Source organism: Devosia nitrariae (genome assembly GCF_030160115.1).
Classification (GTDB): domain Bacteria; phylum Pseudomonadota; class Alphaproteobacteria; order Rhizobiales; family Devosiaceae; genus Devosia; species Devosia nitrariae.
In genome coordinates this window covers 282,471-297,314 of the sequence record NZ_BSNS01000022.1, presented here as the reverse complement: position 1 = coordinate 297,314, position 14,844 = coordinate 282,471, and the positions used below count along the sequence as shown (strand labels likewise).

General features: G+C 63.8%; 15 protein-coding genes and 2 tRNA genes. 10 read left to right on the top strand and 7 right to left on the bottom strand.

Translation table 11 applies throughout. The features are described from left to right. Positions 1-34: 34 nt before the first annotated feature. The 5 genes from QQK18_RS21065 to QQK18_RS21045 all read left to right on the top strand — a co-directional run bounded on the left by QQK18_RS21065 (position 35) and on the right by QQK18_RS21045 (position 5,360). On the top strand, positions 35-982 hold the full coding sequence (locus QQK18_RS21065; protein WP_284342340.1) for a sugar-binding protein: 948 nt from the start codon (positions 35-37) through the stop codon (positions 980-982). 93 nt (positions 983-1,075) lie between these two features. Continuing rightward, entirely contained in the window at positions 1,076-2,593 is a 1,518-nt protein-coding gene (locus QQK18_RS21060; RefSeq protein WP_284342339.1) for a sugar ABC transporter ATP-binding protein, read from the top strand. Positions 2,594-2,596: 3 nt separating this feature from the next. Then, on the top strand, positions 2,597-3,604 hold the full coding sequence (locus QQK18_RS21055; protein ID WP_284342338.1) for an ABC transporter permease: 1,008 nt from the start codon (positions 2,597-2,599) through the stop codon (positions 3,602-3,604). Continuing rightward, positions 3,591-4,331 (top strand): ATP-binding cassette domain-containing protein, encoded by a 741-nt coding sequence (locus QQK18_RS21050; protein WP_284342337.1) that lies wholly within the window; start codon positions 3,591-3,593, stop codon positions 4,329-4,331. Before QQK18_RS21055 ends, QQK18_RS21050 begins: the two co-directional genes overlap by 14 nt. A 27-nt stretch (positions 4,332-4,358) precedes the next feature. Continuing rightward, positions 4,359-5,360: an ABC transporter permease gene (locus tag QQK18_RS21045; RefSeq protein WP_284342336.1), complete on the top strand. Its 1,002-nt coding sequence runs from the start codon at positions 4,359-4,361 to the stop codon at positions 5,358-5,360. Between the two features lie 22 nt (positions 5,361-5,382). Here QQK18_RS21045 and QQK18_RS21040 read toward each other — a convergent pair whose 3' ends face one another. From QQK18_RS21040 to cpdR, 6 genes are all read right to left on the bottom strand, one after another. Continuing rightward, positions 5,383-6,024: a sulfotransferase family protein gene (locus QQK18_RS21040; protein WP_284342335.1), complete on the bottom strand. Its 642-nt coding sequence runs from the start codon at positions 6,022-6,024 to the stop codon at positions 5,383-5,385. After that, on the bottom strand, positions 6,015-6,248 hold the full coding sequence (locus QQK18_RS21035; RefSeq protein ID WP_284342334.1) for a hypothetical protein: 234 nt from the start codon (positions 6,246-6,248) through the stop codon (positions 6,015-6,017). The genes QQK18_RS21040 and QQK18_RS21035 overlap by 10 nt, the downstream gene beginning before the upstream one ends. Positions 6,249-6,349: 101 nt before the next feature. Beyond that, positions 6,350-7,876 carry a winged helix-turn-helix domain-containing protein gene (locus tag QQK18_RS21030; RefSeq protein ID WP_284342333.1) on the bottom strand — a complete coding sequence of 509 codons (1,527 nt, stop codon included), beginning with the start codon at positions 7,874-7,876 and terminating at the stop codon, positions 6,350-6,352. A 95-nt stretch (positions 7,877-7,971) separates the two neighbouring features. After that, positions 7,972-8,046, bottom strand: a tRNA-Val gene (locus QQK18_RS21025). Positions 8,047-8,135: 89 nt separating this feature from the next. Next, positions 8,136-8,210 (bottom strand) — tRNA-Val (locus QQK18_RS21020). A gap of 95 nt (positions 8,211-8,305) precedes the next feature. After that, positions 8,306-8,665, bottom strand: coding sequence for a cell cycle two-component system response regulator CpdR (cpdR, locus tag QQK18_RS21015; RefSeq protein ID WP_284342332.1), 360 nt, complete (start codon positions 8,663-8,665; stop codon positions 8,306-8,308). 229 nt (positions 8,666-8,894) lie between these two features. Here cpdR and QQK18_RS21010 point away from each other — a divergent pair, with 229 nt between their 5' ends. The 3 genes from QQK18_RS21010 (at position 8,895) to QQK18_RS21000 (ending at position 11,490) form a co-directional block, all read left to right on the top strand. Continuing rightward, entirely contained in the window at positions 8,895-9,782 is an 888-nt protein-coding gene (locus QQK18_RS21010; RefSeq protein WP_284342331.1) for an N-formylglutamate amidohydrolase, read from the top strand. A gap of 324 nt (positions 9,783-10,106) precedes the next feature. Beyond that, the gene (gene hisN, locus QQK18_RS21005) at positions 10,107-10,910 is read left to right on the top strand and encodes a histidinol-phosphatase (protein WP_284342534.1); all 804 of its coding nucleotides are present in this window, start codon (positions 10,107-10,109) and stop codon (positions 10,908-10,910) included. 82 nt (positions 10,911-10,992) lie between these two features. Then, positions 10,993-11,490, top strand: a complete 498-nt coding sequence (locus QQK18_RS21000; RefSeq protein ID WP_284342330.1) for an anthrone oxygenase family protein — start codon at positions 10,993-10,995, stop codon at positions 11,488-11,490. A gap of 71 nt (positions 11,491-11,561) precedes the next feature. Here QQK18_RS21000 and QQK18_RS20995 read toward each other — a convergent pair whose 3' ends face one another. Further along, the gene (locus QQK18_RS20995) at positions 11,562-12,548 is read right to left on the bottom strand and encodes an alpha/beta fold hydrolase (RefSeq protein ID WP_284342329.1); all 987 of its coding nucleotides are present in this window, start codon (positions 12,546-12,548) and stop codon (positions 11,562-11,564) included. Between the two features lie 437 nt (positions 12,549-12,985). Between QQK18_RS20995 and QQK18_RS20990 the strand changes: the two genes are divergently transcribed. Then, on the top strand, positions 12,986-13,441 hold the full coding sequence (locus QQK18_RS20990; RefSeq protein WP_284342328.1) for an Hsp20 family protein: 456 nt from the start codon (positions 12,986-12,988) through the stop codon (positions 13,439-13,441). Positions 13,442-13,832: 391 nt separating this feature from the next. Beyond that, on the top strand, positions 13,833-14,306 hold the full coding sequence (gene dps, locus QQK18_RS20985; RefSeq protein WP_284342327.1) for a DNA starvation/stationary phase protection protein Dps: 474 nt from the start codon (positions 13,833-13,835) through the stop codon (positions 14,304-14,306). The last annotated feature ends 538 nt before the right edge of the window (positions 14,307-14,844 follow it).

Sequence of the window (14,844 nt, the reverse complement as noted above, 5' to 3'; positions counted from 1 at the left end):
CTATGGACTTCAAGGCAATCTCAGGAGGAGAGAGATGAGACTTGGAATGACCCTCGGCGTGGCCGCTCTTGCGGTAGTCCTCGCCACCGGCGCGCATGCGCAGGACAAGCAACAGCTCGCGTTCGTGGTGAACGCGGCATCGGACTTCTGGAAATTGGCCGAGGCCGGCGTCAGCGCGGCGCAGGCGGAGCTGCCCGATTACGAGCTGCAGTTCCGCTATCCGGCACAAGGTACCGCGGCGCTGCAGAACGCGCTGATGGATGACCTCGTCGCTGCCGGCACCGACGCCATCATGATTTCCTCGGCCGACCCGAAGAACTCGATTGATGCCTTCAATCGCATCGCGGCCCAGATCCCGCTGTTCACCACCGACAGCGACGCCCCCGAAAGCGATCGTATCGCTTATCTTGGATCGTCCAACACCGATGCCGGAGTCCAGGCCGGCGAGATCGCGCTCGAGGCGATGCCTGAAGGTGGCAAGTGCATGGGCTTCGTCGGGTTCCTCGGCGCCGACAATGCCGTGGAACGCATCGCCGGCTTCCGCCAGGCGGTGGAAGGTTCGGGCATCGAGCTCGTCGACGTGCGCGGCGACGACGTGGACTTTGCCCGAGCCCGGTCGAATGTCGACGACGTGCTGGCGGCGATGCCTGACGTCAACTGCATGGTCGGGTTCTATTCGTACAATCCGCCCAAGATCTACGAGGCCCTGCAGGCTGCGGGTAAGCTCGGCGAGATCACCGTGATCGCATTCGATGAGGATCCGATCACGCTGGGCGCCGTACGCGAAGGCAGCTTTGCCGGTACGGTCGTGCAGGACCCCTATCAGTGGGGGTACCAGGGCATGCACCTGATGGCCGATTATCTCGAAGGCGACACGTCCGGGGTTCCGGAGGATGGCCTGATCATCGTGCCGACCAAGGTCATCGACCAGTCCAATGTCGATGCGTTCGAGGCCGAACTCAAGGCGCGCATAGGCGGCTGAAGACTCCCGCCATGCACCGGGTGGGCGTAGCATGCGTCCACCCGGTCATTCGACGGTACGCGCCGCTGTCCGGCAACGGGGGAGCCGAAACGCATGAGTGCAGATCTGCAACTCGATCTGCGGTTGGAAGCGATCACCAAGATCTATCCTGGGGTGATCGCGCTCGAAAACGTCTCGCTGCACATTCGAGCGGGCGAGGTGATCGGCCTCATCGGCGAAAACGGCGCCGGTAAGTCCACCTTGATGAAGGTTCTCGGGGGCGTGATCACGCCGACCGCGGGTACGATCAGTATCGATGGTGAGGAGTACGACAGCCTGACGGTGGCGCAGTCGCAGGCGGCCGGCATCGCGTTCGTCCACCAGGAACTCAATGTTTTCGATAACCTCGATGTGGCCGCCAACATCTTCCTCGGTCGTGAGAAGACGCGCGGCCGGTTCAGATTGATCGACATCGGCGCCATGCATACGGCGGTGCAGCCGCTGCTCGACCGGGTTGGCGCCCGCTTCAAGCCGAGTACACCGGTGGCGACCCTGTCGCTCGCCGAACAGCAGTTGCTCGAGATCGCCAAGGCGCTCTCGGTCGAGGCGCGGCTGGTGATCATGGACGAGCCCACGTCGAGCCTGACGATCTCGGAGACCAACACGCTCTTGAAGGTCATCGCCGATCTGAAGGCGCAGGGTATCGCCGTGGTGTTCATTTCCCATCGCCTGGGGGAGGTGGAGGCGTGTGCAGATCGGGTGGTGGTCCTGCGGGACGGACGGATCGCCGGGCATCTGCCGCGCGAGAACACGACCCACGATGCCATGATCCGGCTGATGATCGGCCGTGATCTCAAGGCCCTCTATACGCCGCCGGCCGCGGCGCCCGGCGAGCCATTGCTGGCGATCAGGAATGTCAGGACGTCGGCCAAGCCCGCGAGCGCCGCGAGCTTCGACGTGCACACCGGTGAAATCCTCGGCGTTGCCGGCCTCATCGGAGCCGGGCGCACCGAGCTGGCCCAGGCAATATTCGGCGTCGGGGGGAAGCTCGGCGGCGAGGTTTCTATCGGCGGGAAACCGCTCGACGCGCAGTCTCCGGCAGAAGCCATAGCAGCCGGACTTTATCTCGTGCCGGAGGACCGCAAGCGATCCGGTCTCATCCTGGATCTCGCAATCCTCGATAATGTGACGATGGCGAACCTGCCGGCCTTTGCCGAATGGGGCATGGTCTCACGTGCGCGCCAGATCGTTGTCGCCGAGGATCAGCGTCGCAAGCTCTCGATCCGGACGCCGGACGTGCGGCGTGCGGCGCTCGAGATGTCGGGCGGCAACCAGCAGAAGGTCGTGCTGGCCAAGTGGCTGTCGATGGCGCCCAAGGTCATCATCTTCGACGAACCGACGCGCGGCATCGACGTCGGCGCGAAAGCGGAAATCTACAAGCTCATGCGGGCGCTCGCCGACCGTGGCGTCGGCGTGATGATGATCTCAAGCGATATGGAGGAGGTAATCGGCGTGTCGGACAGGATCGTGGTGATGAAGGACGGCAGGGTCACCGGGGAGCTGCAGCGCCGTGACTTTTCGGAGCACAATGTGCTGATGCTGGCCGTCGGCAGGGTCCTGGAGGAGGCCTGAACGATGCAGAAGAAGGATCTGGGGCTCGCCGTCCTCATCATCGTTGTTGGCGCCATCGTCTATCTGCGCAACCCGCTGTTCCTGTCGCCGATCAACCTCGGCAATACGGCCAACCTCATCGGTCTTTTCGGGCTCTTCGCCATCGGCCAGGGCTTCGTGATCATGACCGGCGGCATCGATCTCTCAGTCGGATCGGTTATCGCGCTCCTCGGCGTGCTGTTCGTCGATATGGTGGGTAAATTGGGCGTGCCTTGGCCCGTGGCCGTCGCGGTTATCATCGCGCTCGGTGCGCTGATGGGACTGGCGCATGGCCTCTTGATCACCCGCTTCAAGATGCAGCCGTTCGTCGTGACGCTCTGTGGCCTGCTGATCTATCGCGGGGTCGCCCGCGGCTATACGGCCGAGGCGACCGCTGGCTTCCCGTTCGGCGCGTCGTTCCCGCAATTGGAGTGGTTGACCATCGGGCGCAGTTTTGGCATGCCGCATTCGTTCATTGCCATGGTCCTTGTTGCCGTCGTCATGTGGCTGGTGCTGCACCGGTCCGTCTTCGGGCGGCATCTCTATGCCGTCGGCAAGAATGAAGAGGCCGCGCGCTTTTCCGGCATCAAGACCGGGTTCGTCATCACCAGCGCCTATGTGATCTGCTCGGTGCTGGCGGCAATCGCGGCGATCTACTTTGCCATGTTCACCAAATCGGTGCAGCCGTCGTCCCATGGCAACTTCTATGAGCTTTACGCAATCGCAGCGGCGGTGCTCGGCGGATTTTCGCTGCGCGGCGGAGAGGGCTCGATCGTCGGCGTGGTGCTCGGGGCAGTATTGCTCCAGGAGCTGCAGAACCTCGTCAACCTCCTCGGTATCCCGTCCTCGCTCAATTTCGCGGTCATGGGAACGGTGATCCTGCTCGGGGTCCTTGCCGACCAGCAGTTCGCCGCCTACCGGGCGCGAAAGCGTGCCGCGCAGGCGCTGGAGCGGCTGCAATTCGAGGAGGGGCACGCACATGAGCGCGCTTGAGTTGCACAACATCTCCAAGAATTTCGGGGCGATCCAGGCGCTGAACGATGTGTCGCTCAGCATCGAGCCGGGCGAGGTCTACGGGCTGATGGGCGACAACGGTGCGGGCAAGTCGACGCTGGTCAAGGTGATCGCCGGAAACTTCCCGCCCTCTGCCGGCGAGGTGTTCATTTCCGGCCAAAAGGTTGAGTTCCACAAGCCGATCGATGCCCAGCGCGCCGGGATCGAGGTCGTCTATCAGGACCTTGCAATCTGCGACAACCTGTCGGCGGCCTCCAATGTCTTTCTCGGGCGGGAGCCCATCCGGCAGTTTGGCCCGCTGAAGGTCGTCGACTATGCATTCATGCGCAAAAGAACCGGCGAGCTCTTCTCGCGGCTCAAGTCCGAAACCCGGCCGCGCGACCTCGTCCGGCGCATGTCCGGCGGACAGCGCCAAGCGGTCGCCATTGCCCGCGCTCTGCTCACCGAGGCGAGGATCGTACTCATGGACGAGCCGACCGCGGCCATCTCGGTGCGGCAGGTCGCCGAGGTCCTCAACCTTATCCGGCAGCTCAGGGATCACGGCATCGCCGTGGTGCTGATCAGCCACCGTATGCCGGACGTGTTCGAGGTCGCCGACAAGGTGGCCGTGCTGCGGCGCGGCCGGCTCGTCGCCGCCAAGAAAGCGTCCGACACCTCGCCCGAAGAGGTCACGGGGCTGATCACCGGCGCCATCGAGGCGGTCTAGCGCAGCGTCCGGAAGGGAACGCAACTCATGTCGAACACCAATCTGGCGGATGCCATCAACCGGTCGCAACACCGCGGCGTGCTGTCCTGGATCACCAGCCAGCAGACCTTTTGGGTGTTCATCGCCGCGGTGCTGGCCTGTCTGGCGCTGACGCTCCTGACCGACACTTTCGCCACCGAGCGCAACCTCTTCAACGTCACCCGCAACTTCGCCTTCGTCGGCATCGTGGCGCTGGGCATGACGGCGGTGATCGCTTCGGGCGGCATCGATCTTTCGGTCGGCTCGACCGTGGTGATCTCGGCCATGACCATCGGTATCGTCATGGCCGAGGGCTATCCGTTCTGGGTCGGGTTCATCGCCGCCATGGGCGCTTCGCTTCTCGTCGGCGTCGCCAATGGGGTCCTGATCGCCTATGCGAGGATGCCGCCGTTCGTCGTGACGCTCGGCATGCTGTCCGTGGCGCGCAGCCTTGCCATGGTGCTGTCGAACAACAGGATGGTCTACCAGTTCGGCCCCGACCATAATCTGCTGCTGTGGCTGGGCGGCGGTTCGACCTTCGGTCTGCCGCACCCGCTCATCATCCTTATCATCCTGGCGGTGATCACCGCTTTCGCCTTCAAATGGCTGCGCTGGGGCCAGCACCTCTTTGCCATCGGCGGCAACGAGCAGGCGGCGATCCTCACCGGCATTCCGGTCAAGGCGGTCAAGGTCAGCGTCTATATGTTCTCAGCCGCCATGGCCGGCATCACCGGTGTGCTCGAGGTCGGGTGGCTCGGTGGCGTCACCACCAATCTCGGCCAGGCGATGGAGCTGACGGTCATTGCGGCGGCGGTCATCGGCGGGGCGAACCTGGCAGGCGGCTCGGGCACCGCGTTCGGCGCCATTGTCGGCGCGCTGCTCATCGAGGTCATCCGCAACAGCCTGATCCTGCTTGGCATCAGCACCTTCTGGCAGGGCACGTTCGTCGGCTCGTTCATCGTCATCGCCGTCGCCTTCGATCGCTTCCGGCAGGCTCGCGGCGGCGATTGATGTCCGCCGAGGGCTTGCCGAGTTAGGTGATGGCCTCCTCCGCGGCCCATTCCTCGTCGACGAACTGCCGGGACGAGTTGAGCTTGGGGAAGGTGATGGCCGGCACGGGGCAGCCGAGAAAGGCGCAGAGCGGCTCCCATCCCTCGCGCACGTCGAAGACCAACAGCCGCGCGGGCGCAATGGTCGCCTTCACCTCCTCGATATGGGCGTTCAAGATACCGATCGCGTGCGCCCTCTCGCTCAGTCGGCCACCGAAGATACCTTGCTCGATCAGCTTGTGGCCCATTTCGACAAGAGCGTTGATGTGCTTGTCCGGCTGCTGTCCGCGCGTGCCGAGCAGCTTCACGATCGTCGCCTGGACGCTGTCAAACCAGTCGTCGGGATCACGGACTGACAGGATCACCCGCGCGTCCGGGAAGTCACGCGCGAGTTCGCGCCAGCAGGCCGCGCCAGGCCAGTCGACCTGCGCGCGATATCCTCTGAAAGCCGTTTCCCAATCAATTCCACGACCTTCGACGAAGGCCTGCCATGGCGGCAGCAGGTGCGGATTGTCCCGCACCTCGAACATGTGATGCACGGGGCCGAACCCCAGATGCTCGAGGGCGACCTTCAGGGAACTCGTGCCGGTGCGGCCGAACCCCGCGCCGATGATCTCTAGTGCCATTGTCCTGCCTCCGCGGTGGGAAGGGCGCCAACAGCATAGTTCCCTTCATGTGTCGTCTTGCCGGGATTGAGCGCGCTGAACGGCAGGGCCGCTGCCGCGATCGCAGCAACCTTCGACCAAGCCCATTCAGTATTGCGGTAGTACACATCTTCGTCTTGCCGAGACATCGGACGCATCGCGCCCACTCCTCGATAGGCCCCGAAGGCAGCAAGATAGACATCCATTTTGGTCCTCCTCGTAGGGTCACTGGGTGGGTCCAGCTACCGCACGGTCCTCCGGATCGACCGCTTAAGTCCTTACGCGACTCCAAAAAGTTCCAAAAAAATCAGCGGAGGCCGGCGAGGCGTAGTCCGTCAGCCAGCGCCCGAAAGCGGTCGTCCATTCTGGCGCCGAGGACGTTGAGTCCTTCTAGGGTCGTATGGGGCGCGATCTGCAGCAATCTTGCCACGGTCTCGCGCGCCTCCTCTATCCGGCCCGAATGAGCCAATGCGGCCGCCAGCATCCAGAAGGTCGGCGGCCAGTCGACGAGGGTGGCCCGCGAGCGTTCGAACCAGGCAATGGCGTCGTTGTGGCGGCCGGCCAAGAAGTGGGTAAACCCGATGCCCGCCAGGCATTCATGGGCTTCCATGCCGCCAGGACAGAGGGTGTAGGCGCGGGTATAGGCCTCTTGCGCGAGATCCAGATCGCCGGCCGCCATATTGCATATGCCGCCGAGCATCAGCACGACGACGCTGTTGGGGTTCTCCTCCGTTGCCCGCTTAACCAGCGCCAGCCCTTCGGCACGTTTTCGGCCGATCGTAAGCAGCGAATGCCCGCAGGCGGCCATCACCAGCGGATCATCGCCGCCATGGCGTAGCGCTGCGGCTCCGAGCTCGAGGCAGCGCGCGGCCTCCTCTTCGGAAAGCATCTTGAGGGCAACCAGGCTGCGGCGGGGATAGGTCCAGGAGGCATAGGCGAGGGCCAGGGCATAGTCGGGTTCGAGGGCGATGGCGCGCTCGAGATGTTCGAGCGCGAGCGCATATCCGGCGGGGTCGCGGGCATAAAAGTGCGGCAAGGCCTTGAGGAAGTGATCGTAGGCCACGGGGCTCTCAGGCCATTGGCGCCGCGCACGCTCGATCTCCGTTCGCCGGATCTGCGGCTCGACGAGACCCGCGACGGCCTCGGTGATGCGATCCTGAAAGGCGAAGATTTCTTCGAGCTCGCCATCGAAGCTCCTGGCCCAGAGGTGGCTGTCGAGGTGGGCGTCGATCAGCTGCGTCGTGACCCGCACGCGCTTCCCCGCACGGCGCACGCTGCCTTCGAGGAGATAACGCACGCCGAGCTGGCGAGCGGTTTCGCGGGCATCGAGCCCATCGTTCCTGTGAGCGAACGAGGAGGTGCGCGAGACGACGGCGAACGAGCGGAAGCGACTGAGCGCCGCGATCAGGTCGGTCACCAGCCCGTCGGCGAAATAATCGCCGGAGCCCTCGGCTCCAAGGGAAACGAAGGGAAGCACGGCGAGCGTCGGACGTCCGGTTGCGGCGGCGCCGGACGGCTGGGCCGGGAGCGCGTCGGCTACGAGGCGATAGCCGATGCGGGGCACGGTCACGATCCACTCACCGCCGCCCGGGCGCAGGCCGAGCTCGCGGCGCAGGGCCGATATCTGCACGGTCAGGTTTCCCTCCTCGACCGCCGCGCCCTGCCATGCCTTGTCGATGAGGTCGGCCTTGCTGATGACTTCGCCATTGGCTCGCATCATGGCCTCGAGCACAAGCAGGGCGCGATGGCCGACCGGCAACAGCTTACCCTCGCGGCGCAGCTCCGTGCCGGGCACGAGTTCAAAAGGACCAGCAATGAGCCTGTCCCGTCCCATGCAGCCAATATATCTGGTGTCAGCGGCGAAGAAAGATGCATCCGATGGAGGCCCACCAGAGCAACCGGTCACTTAGTCGGTGTTACAGAAAACAATGGTGGGTGCGACAGGGATTGAACCTGTGACCCCTGCCGTGTGAAGGCAGTGCTCTCCCGCTGAGCTACGCACCCGACGCCGAAAGGGCGCGGTAGGTGACCTGAGGCTAGCCGGGCCACCGAAAGCCGGATCGTTGCGATCGGGCCTTAAGAAGAAGAGAGAATGGTGGGCGTGACAAGGATCGAACTTGTGACCCCTACGATGTCAACGTAGTGCTCTCCCGCTGAGCTACACGCCCATCTCTCGAGCGGAGCGGCTTCGCCGTTCCGGTGGCGGGGATAGACCATAAAATCCCCGCTGCGGTCAAGAGGTCAAGAACGCAAATGAACAGGCTCAGGCGGCGAGCAGTCGCTCGACCTCGTTGACCAGATCGCGCAGGTGAAAGGGCTTGGAGAGCACCGAGGCATCGCGCGGCGCGTCGCTGTCGGGATTGAGCGCGACGGCGGCAAAGCCGGTGATGAACATGACCTTGAGGTCCGGGTCGAGCTCGGTGGCACGCCGGGCGAGCTCGATGCCGTCCATCTCGGGCATGACGATGTCGCTGAGGAGGAGCGCAAAGGGCTCCTCGCGCAGCCGCTCATAGGCGGAGAGGCCATTGTCGAACGAAACCACTTCGTAGCCGGCGTTCTTGAGCGCGCGTGTCAGGAACTGGCGCATGTCGTTATCGTCTTCCGCAAGCAGGATCCGTTTCATCCCAAAACCTTCCAAGTCGCCAGCGCTGAGCCCGATTCGGGCGAATCCCGGCTATTGAATCGCATTTTACGCGGTGATGTTTAAGCGAGTTTTGCTGCAAGGCAAACCAGAGGAGGAATCTCGCGCTCGCAAAATCGCGATATTCTGGACAATGCCGGCGAAGCGGGGCAATCTTGTTCTCAACAAGGCCGATTTTGCGAAAAGCGCCGCGGCGGAAAACGGAGGAAAGGTGCGGTCGGACTACAGCGACAGACCCGCTTTTGAAACCGTCCGTCCGCGCCGGCTGCTTGCTCCCGTTGTCTTCAACTCCGCCCATTCCGGCCGCGTCTATCCCGAACGGTTCCTGGCCATGACCCGGCTCGACCACCTGTCGATCCGCCAGTCGGAGGATGCGTGGGTGGACGAACTGTTCATGCGGGCGCCGCATCTGGGCGCGCCGCTGCTGCGCGCACACTTCCCGCGCGCCTATCTCGATGCCAACCGCGAACCCTGGGAGCTCGACCCGGAGATGTTCGCCGAGCCGCTTTCGGATCGGTTCAACACCACCTCGCCGCGGGTCGCCGCCGGGCTCGGCACCATTGCCAGGGTCGTGGCCGAAAACAAGCCGATCTACCGTGAGCGCTTGACGCTCGAGGATGCGCGCATGCGCATCGAGGGCATCTATCACCCCTACCACACCGCCCTGCAGAAGCTTCTGGCCGACGCGATGAGCGCGTTCGGCGTCGCGTTGCTCGTCGATTGCCATTCCATGCCGCGCATCACCCGTAGCGGCGACCGGCCGGCACCCGATGTGGTGCTGGGCGACCGCTACGGAACCACATGCGCGCCGGCCATCATCGATCTCGTCGAGACGGTGTTCGTTGCCGCCGGCCTCAAGGTTGCGCGCAACAGGCCCTATGCCGGGGGGTTCTCCACCCGTACCTATGGCCGTCCGCAGCATGGGGTGCATGCCCTGCAGATCGAAATCAGCCGGCACCTCTACATGAGCGAGGTGACGCTGACCAAAACCGCCGGCTTCGAACCGATGCGGGCCCTTATGGAAAAGCTGATCCTGGCGCTTATCGGCTTCGACCTGGCGGCGCTGGCGGCGGTCCCCATAGCCAGGGCGGCCGAGTAGCTGCCGGTTTTCATTTGCAAAACAATAGTTTGAAAAAACAGGGCCGCCCGAGGGCGGCCCAAGTCAAGGGAGGAAACGATCACGGCCAACCAAAGGCCGGAGCAAGTCCGGTATGAAGTAAAGCCGCATACCCATCATGCATCTTCTTAGTGAACTGATTTGTTAACGCGGACAATATCTGGATCGTGACTTGGCAAAAAACCGTCATGCTGTTGCAAAAATGAATCACAGTCATTGACGCGGGATGCAATTCAAAAGCAAATACCGCGCCCGTCTCGATCTTTGAAAGCGCAATAAAATCCGATGATTACCTCCCAGCACGCCATGCCGCCCGCTGGCCTCGTCGATTTCGACGCGGTCGAGAAAGTTTTGCACAGGGCCGCCGAAGCAGCGGCATCGGTAACGCTTCGGCTCTTCCGCACGCCGCTGGCGGTCGAGAACAAGTGGCAGGCAGGCTTCGATCCGGTGACCGAGGCGGACAAGGAAGCCGAGATCGCGATTCGCCAGATCATCGAGGAGAGCTTCCCCGACCACGCGATCGTCGGCGAGGAATGGGCGAACAAAGAGACGGGCAGCCCCTTCACCTGGATCATCGATCCGATAGATGGCACCCGCGCGTTCATTTCCGGCGTGCCGGTATGGGGCACGCTCATCGGCCTGATACATCAGGGCAGGGCGCTTGCCGGCCTCATGGCGCAACCTTTCACCGGCGAGACGTTCTGGAGCCTGCCAGGGAGGGCGCGCTATCGCCATGGCGGCGACATGGCCCCGCTCGGCACCAGCGCGGTGACCGAACTCGCCCATGCCAAGCTGACGACGACGAGCCCGGACCTTTTCCTCGGCGCCAACCGGGAGGGACCGTGGCGTGCCATCAGTCCGCGTGTGCTGCAGGTGCGTTACGGGCTCGACTGCTACGGCTACTGCCTGTTGGCCATGGGGCAGATCGACCTGGTGGTCGAGGCGGGATTGAAAGACGTCGATATCGCGCCGCTCATTCCCATCATCGAGAATGCCGGCGGCGTCATCACCACCTGGGCGGGCGGGCCGGCCGAGGCAGGCGGCAATTGCGTGGCGGCGGCAACCCCGGACCTGCATGCCGCGGCGCTCGCCGTGCTTGCCGGCGGGTAGGTGGTGGCACCGCGGGGGGCGGTAGGGAACCATCGGGCAGCTCCCGCGTAGAGCCCAGGACTCAGTCGACGCGAGAGCCCCAATGTCCTTCGTTCTCGAGATACTTGCCGTGCTGGCGGCAGCCGTGGCCCTGGCGCCGTCACTTGCGCATGCCCTGGAATATCCTGGCAAACTGCGGCTCGACAGGCTGGACTATATGACCGTGCAGCCTATCTACTATCCAGGCTTTACCATGACTGGCTTTGCCGAGCCGGTGGCGGCGTTGCTGGCCCTCGGTCTGCTGTTCGTCCTGCCGGCCGGCAGTTCGGCATTCTGGTGGGCGCTGGTGGGGTTCGTCGCCCTCGTTGCCATGCATGTGACCTATTGGCTCGTCACTCATCCGGTCAATCGCGTGTGGCTGAAGGAAGAACGGTTGCATCCGACTGGCGAGCGGTTCTTTGCAGCGGGCGGCGGGGAAGAACCTTCAACCGCCGATGAGGACTGGGAGAAGCTGCGCAACCGCTGGGAATACTCCCACATGCTGCGCGCCGCGCTCGCCGGGCTCGGGCTTGTCAGCCTGACCATTACGGCCGCGCTCTAGGTTATTGAATTTGTCGCGCTTTCGAACCGCAAAAGTGGTGTCCACTTTTGCTGAAAGCACTCTAGTGCCGCCTATTCGCTCTGCTCGGTCACGAACGCATCGAACGCGGCAAAGACCTGGGCACGGATGGCGTCGGTTTCCATGAACAGCTCGTGACGAGCGCCGGGAATGACAACATGGCGGCCGGTGCGCATCCGCAGCCCCAGTTGCTCGGTCGCCGCGCTCGCCACCACCCGGTCGCAGGCGGCAGCCAGCATCAGCACCGGCACACGGATGCGGGCGGGGAAGTCGTCGCGAGCGACTTCGGCCATGGCGGTCATCGCCGCGGCGGCCCAGCCGAGGGTCGGCACGGAAACTTCGAGCTCGGGGCGCGCCGCATAGACATCGACGGTGCGCATGTAGCGCTCGAGGTCCGAGGTCAGCGGGTTGCCCTCGAACGCCTGGCGGGAGGGCGGGCGGTCGGCCGGACGCGAAACCGGCATCTGCGAGAGGCCGAGAAAGCCGAGCGCCCGGGTGAAAAAGGCCATGCCGGCCGGCGGCAGCGGCTGGTTGGGCAGCCAGATCATCGGCGCCGACAGGAACACCCGGTCGAACATCATGCGGTCGTTGGCGGCGGCAAAGAGCGAGGCGAGGCCGCCCATCGAGTGACCGACGAGATAGAAGGGCGGCGGGCACTCGGGCAGCAGGATCTGCCGGTGGAAGCTTTTAAGGTCGAGCCAAAAGTCCTCGAAACGCTCGACATGGCCGTGGTGGGGATGGCCGATCAGCCGCTCCGAACCGCCCTGGCCGCGCCAGTCGAAGGTGGCGACGGCAAAGCCGCGTCGGCGGAAGTCCTCGATCGTCTCGAAATATTTCTCGATGAACTCGGTGCGCCCGTGGACGAGGCAGACGGTACCTTTATGCCCCTCGGCGGCACGCGGCCAGGTGGCGTAGCGCAGCCGCACATTGTCCTCGGTGCGGAAATAGCCGGGCCGGGCACCCTCGGGCACGCGGTTGCTGGGCAGGTCGACAAGGACGGCCTGGTCGGGGGTGACGGCGGCCGTGGCGCTGAGAGTCATGACTTCGGCTCATTCGATCAAATCGGACAACTGATGGCCGAGTTCAGGCGCGCATGCAATGGGCGGGGAATGTCGGGGTTGAGAAGGAACCGGCGATGGCCCGGCAAAAAGGCCAGCACCCTGTCGGATGCTGGCCCTCGTGACTGGCGACGCCGTGCGGGGGGCGGGTGACGACGCCGCTGGGGTACGCGGGGGCTCGGAACCATTCCTCGCCGTCCGCATGCCCCGTTCTAAGCGCGGCAAGCTGAACCTATTCGGACCGCTATATTCATCCGCCATTCATCATTGCGGCGGGGTCTTGAACGCCGGTTCGGCGTCCCTACATCAATTGCGTCCGCCGGATATGCCGGGGACCGGACCTTTCCATGACTGCTCGCCTAGACAGGGAGTTTACCGGGAAGGCCCGACAACACGTTGCTCAACACGGAGAATGTGACATGCAGACCTACGACTTTTCCCCCCTTTATCGGTCGACCGTTGGTTTTGACCGGTTGTTCTCGCGTCTCGACAACCTGGTGACCCAGGAAGCCAAGACCTACCCGCCCTACAACATCGAGCGGACGGGCGAAGATGCCTACCGCGTCTCGATCGCCGTGGCCGGGTTCTCGAACGGCGACATCGCCATCGAGAGCAAGGAGAACAACCTCCTGGTCAAAGGCGCCAAGCCCGCCGACTCGGGCGACAAGCCCCGTGAGTTCCTCCATCGCGGCATTGCCGAGCGCGCCTTCGAGCTGCGCTTCCAGCTTGCTGACTATGTCGAGGTAACCGGTGCCGCGCTCGAAGATGGGCTCCTGCACATCGATCTCAAGCGCGAACTGCCCGAGGGCAAGAAGCCGCGCCAGATTCCGATCAATGGCAGCGCCAAGAGCATCGAGGACCAGTCGGTCAACTAACCGGCGGCCTTACGGCAGACAGAAGGGGCGCGGTCCGTCTGGACCGCGCCTTTTGCTTTCGTGGGTACGGAGAACGTAGTGGGTGGGTCGACGGCGCCGGAGCCCGGAAGGAGGCGCAATACCCGCCCGCCCACCGAGTTCACCTCCCCCTTGACGGGGGAGGCAGGAGGGGGTGATGCGCGGAGCCGCGTGGGCACCCCCCTCCCAGCCTCCCCCACAAGGGGGGAGGTGTCCATCCGGTGGGCTTGGCAAGATCGTGTCACGACTGCGATGTGCCGCTCTTCCCCCCATCCGGTGGTGATAGAGCCAGCCTGGGCATCGGATCCTTAACAGCCGGGAACCGCGTCACGCTCCCGGGTGTTGTGCACGCGACTGTTGCAGGGAGACCTCCATGAAAACCCCGTCGATCCACCTCAATTCCAATACCAAGGCGACCGTCATCGCGCTGCTCAATTCACGGCTTGCCGACACCATCGATCTGGCGCTCGCCACCAAGCAGGCGCATTGGAACCTCAAGGGCCCGCAGTTCATCGCCGTGCACGAACTGCTCGACACTTTCCGGGCCGGACTCGACGAGCATGGGGACGTCATGGCCGAGCGGGTTGCCCAACTTGACGGCATAGCATTGGGCACCAGCCAGGCGGTGGCCAAGACATCGGGGCTCGAGCCCTATCCGACCGACATCCAGAAGGTGCCCGCTCACCTGGCGGCACTCGCCGATCGCTATGCCCACCTTGCCAACACGGTGCGCGAGGATATCGACACCACCGACGAGGCGGGGGACGCCGATACCGCGGACATCCTCACCGCCTTTTCGCGTGAGCTCGATAAGGATCTCTGGTTCATCAAGTCGCACCTCGAATAGGGTGTGTTGATATTCAGGTGATGCCGGACTGCAAATGGCCGCTTTCTGCGCTTCCGTTGCTCACGTACCCGAAGGTACGCTGCGCTACGGTTCTCGAAAAACGGCCATATTCGGCCCTTCGGGTCGCCTCGGCCTGACCTGAATCTCAATACACCCACGGAGCCGCAATAGGCATTCGCAGGCGATTGGAGGCGAAGGTGGTGCGAATCGGGTCGATTCGTACCGCCTTCATGCGCCGCGGCGGTTGAAAAGACGGTGCATTCCTACTATCTCCTACGATTTGTTGGTCTTTTCCTATTCTGCATGGCGAAAAAGTGACGGCCGCCGCTTGTGCGCAGATTGGAATTATGCAAATGTGCGGTCGATAGGACAACATTGTTGTCATTTATCTGCGCGGCGTCCCGGTCTCCCCGGACAGCGCCGCACGCCGTACCGGCTGGTCCCGCTCGTGCATAGCGGAAACGGAATGGCGGGGCTAAGATAGCCCGAACGAGCGGCCATTTGGATGCAGAGCCGCTCCCCACTGAATGGATGCGTT

Excerpts from the sequence above, each read along its gene's own strand:
- QQK18_RS21065 (WP_284342340.1), top strand. The coding sequence starts at position 35 with ATGAGACTTGGAATGACCCTCGGCGTGGCCGCTCTTGCGGTAGTCCTC.
- QQK18_RS21060 (WP_284342339.1), top strand. The coding sequence starts at position 1,076 with ATGAGTGCAGATCTGCAACTCGATCTGCGGTTGGAAGCGATCACCAAG.
- QQK18_RS21055 (WP_284342338.1), top strand. The coding sequence starts at position 2,597 with ATGCAGAAGAAGGATCTGGGGCTCGCCGTCCTCATCATCGTTGTTGGC.
- QQK18_RS21050 (WP_284342337.1), top strand. The coding sequence starts at position 3,591 with ATGAGCGCGCTTGAGTTGCACAACATCTCCAAGAATTTCGGGGCGATC.
- QQK18_RS21045 (WP_284342336.1), top strand. The coding sequence starts at position 4,359 with ATGTCGAACACCAATCTGGCGGATGCCATCAACCGGTCGCAACACCGC.
- QQK18_RS21040 (WP_284342335.1), bottom strand. The coding sequence starts at position 6,024 with ATGGCACTAGAGATCATCGGCGCGGGGTTCGGCCGCACCGGCACGAGT.
- QQK18_RS21035 (WP_284342334.1), bottom strand. The coding sequence starts at position 6,248 with ATGGATGTCTATCTTGCTGCCTTCGGGGCCTATCGAGGAGTGGGCGCG.
- QQK18_RS21030 (WP_284342333.1), bottom strand. The coding sequence starts at position 7,876 with ATGGGACGGGACAGGCTCATTGCTGGTCCTTTTGAACTCGTGCCCGGC.
- cpdR (WP_284342332.1), bottom strand. The coding sequence starts at position 8,665 with ATGAAACGGATCCTGCTTGCGGAAGACGATAACGACATGCGCCAGTTC.
- hisN (WP_284342534.1), top strand. The coding sequence starts at position 10,107 with ATGCCGCCCGCTGGCCTCGTCGATTTCGACGCGGTCGAGAAAGTTTTG.
- QQK18_RS21000 (WP_284342330.1), top strand. The coding sequence starts at position 10,993 with ATGTCCTTCGTTCTCGAGATACTTGCCGTGCTGGCGGCAGCCGTGGCC.
- QQK18_RS20995 (WP_284342329.1), bottom strand. The coding sequence starts at position 12,548 with ATGACTCTCAGCGCCACGGCCGCCGTCACCCCCGACCAGGCCGTCCTT.
- QQK18_RS20990 (WP_284342328.1), top strand. The coding sequence starts at position 12,986 with ATGCAGACCTACGACTTTTCCCCCCTTTATCGGTCGACCGTTGGTTTT.
- dps (WP_284342327.1), top strand. The coding sequence starts at position 13,833 with ATGAAAACCCCGTCGATCCACCTCAATTCCAATACCAAGGCGACCGTC.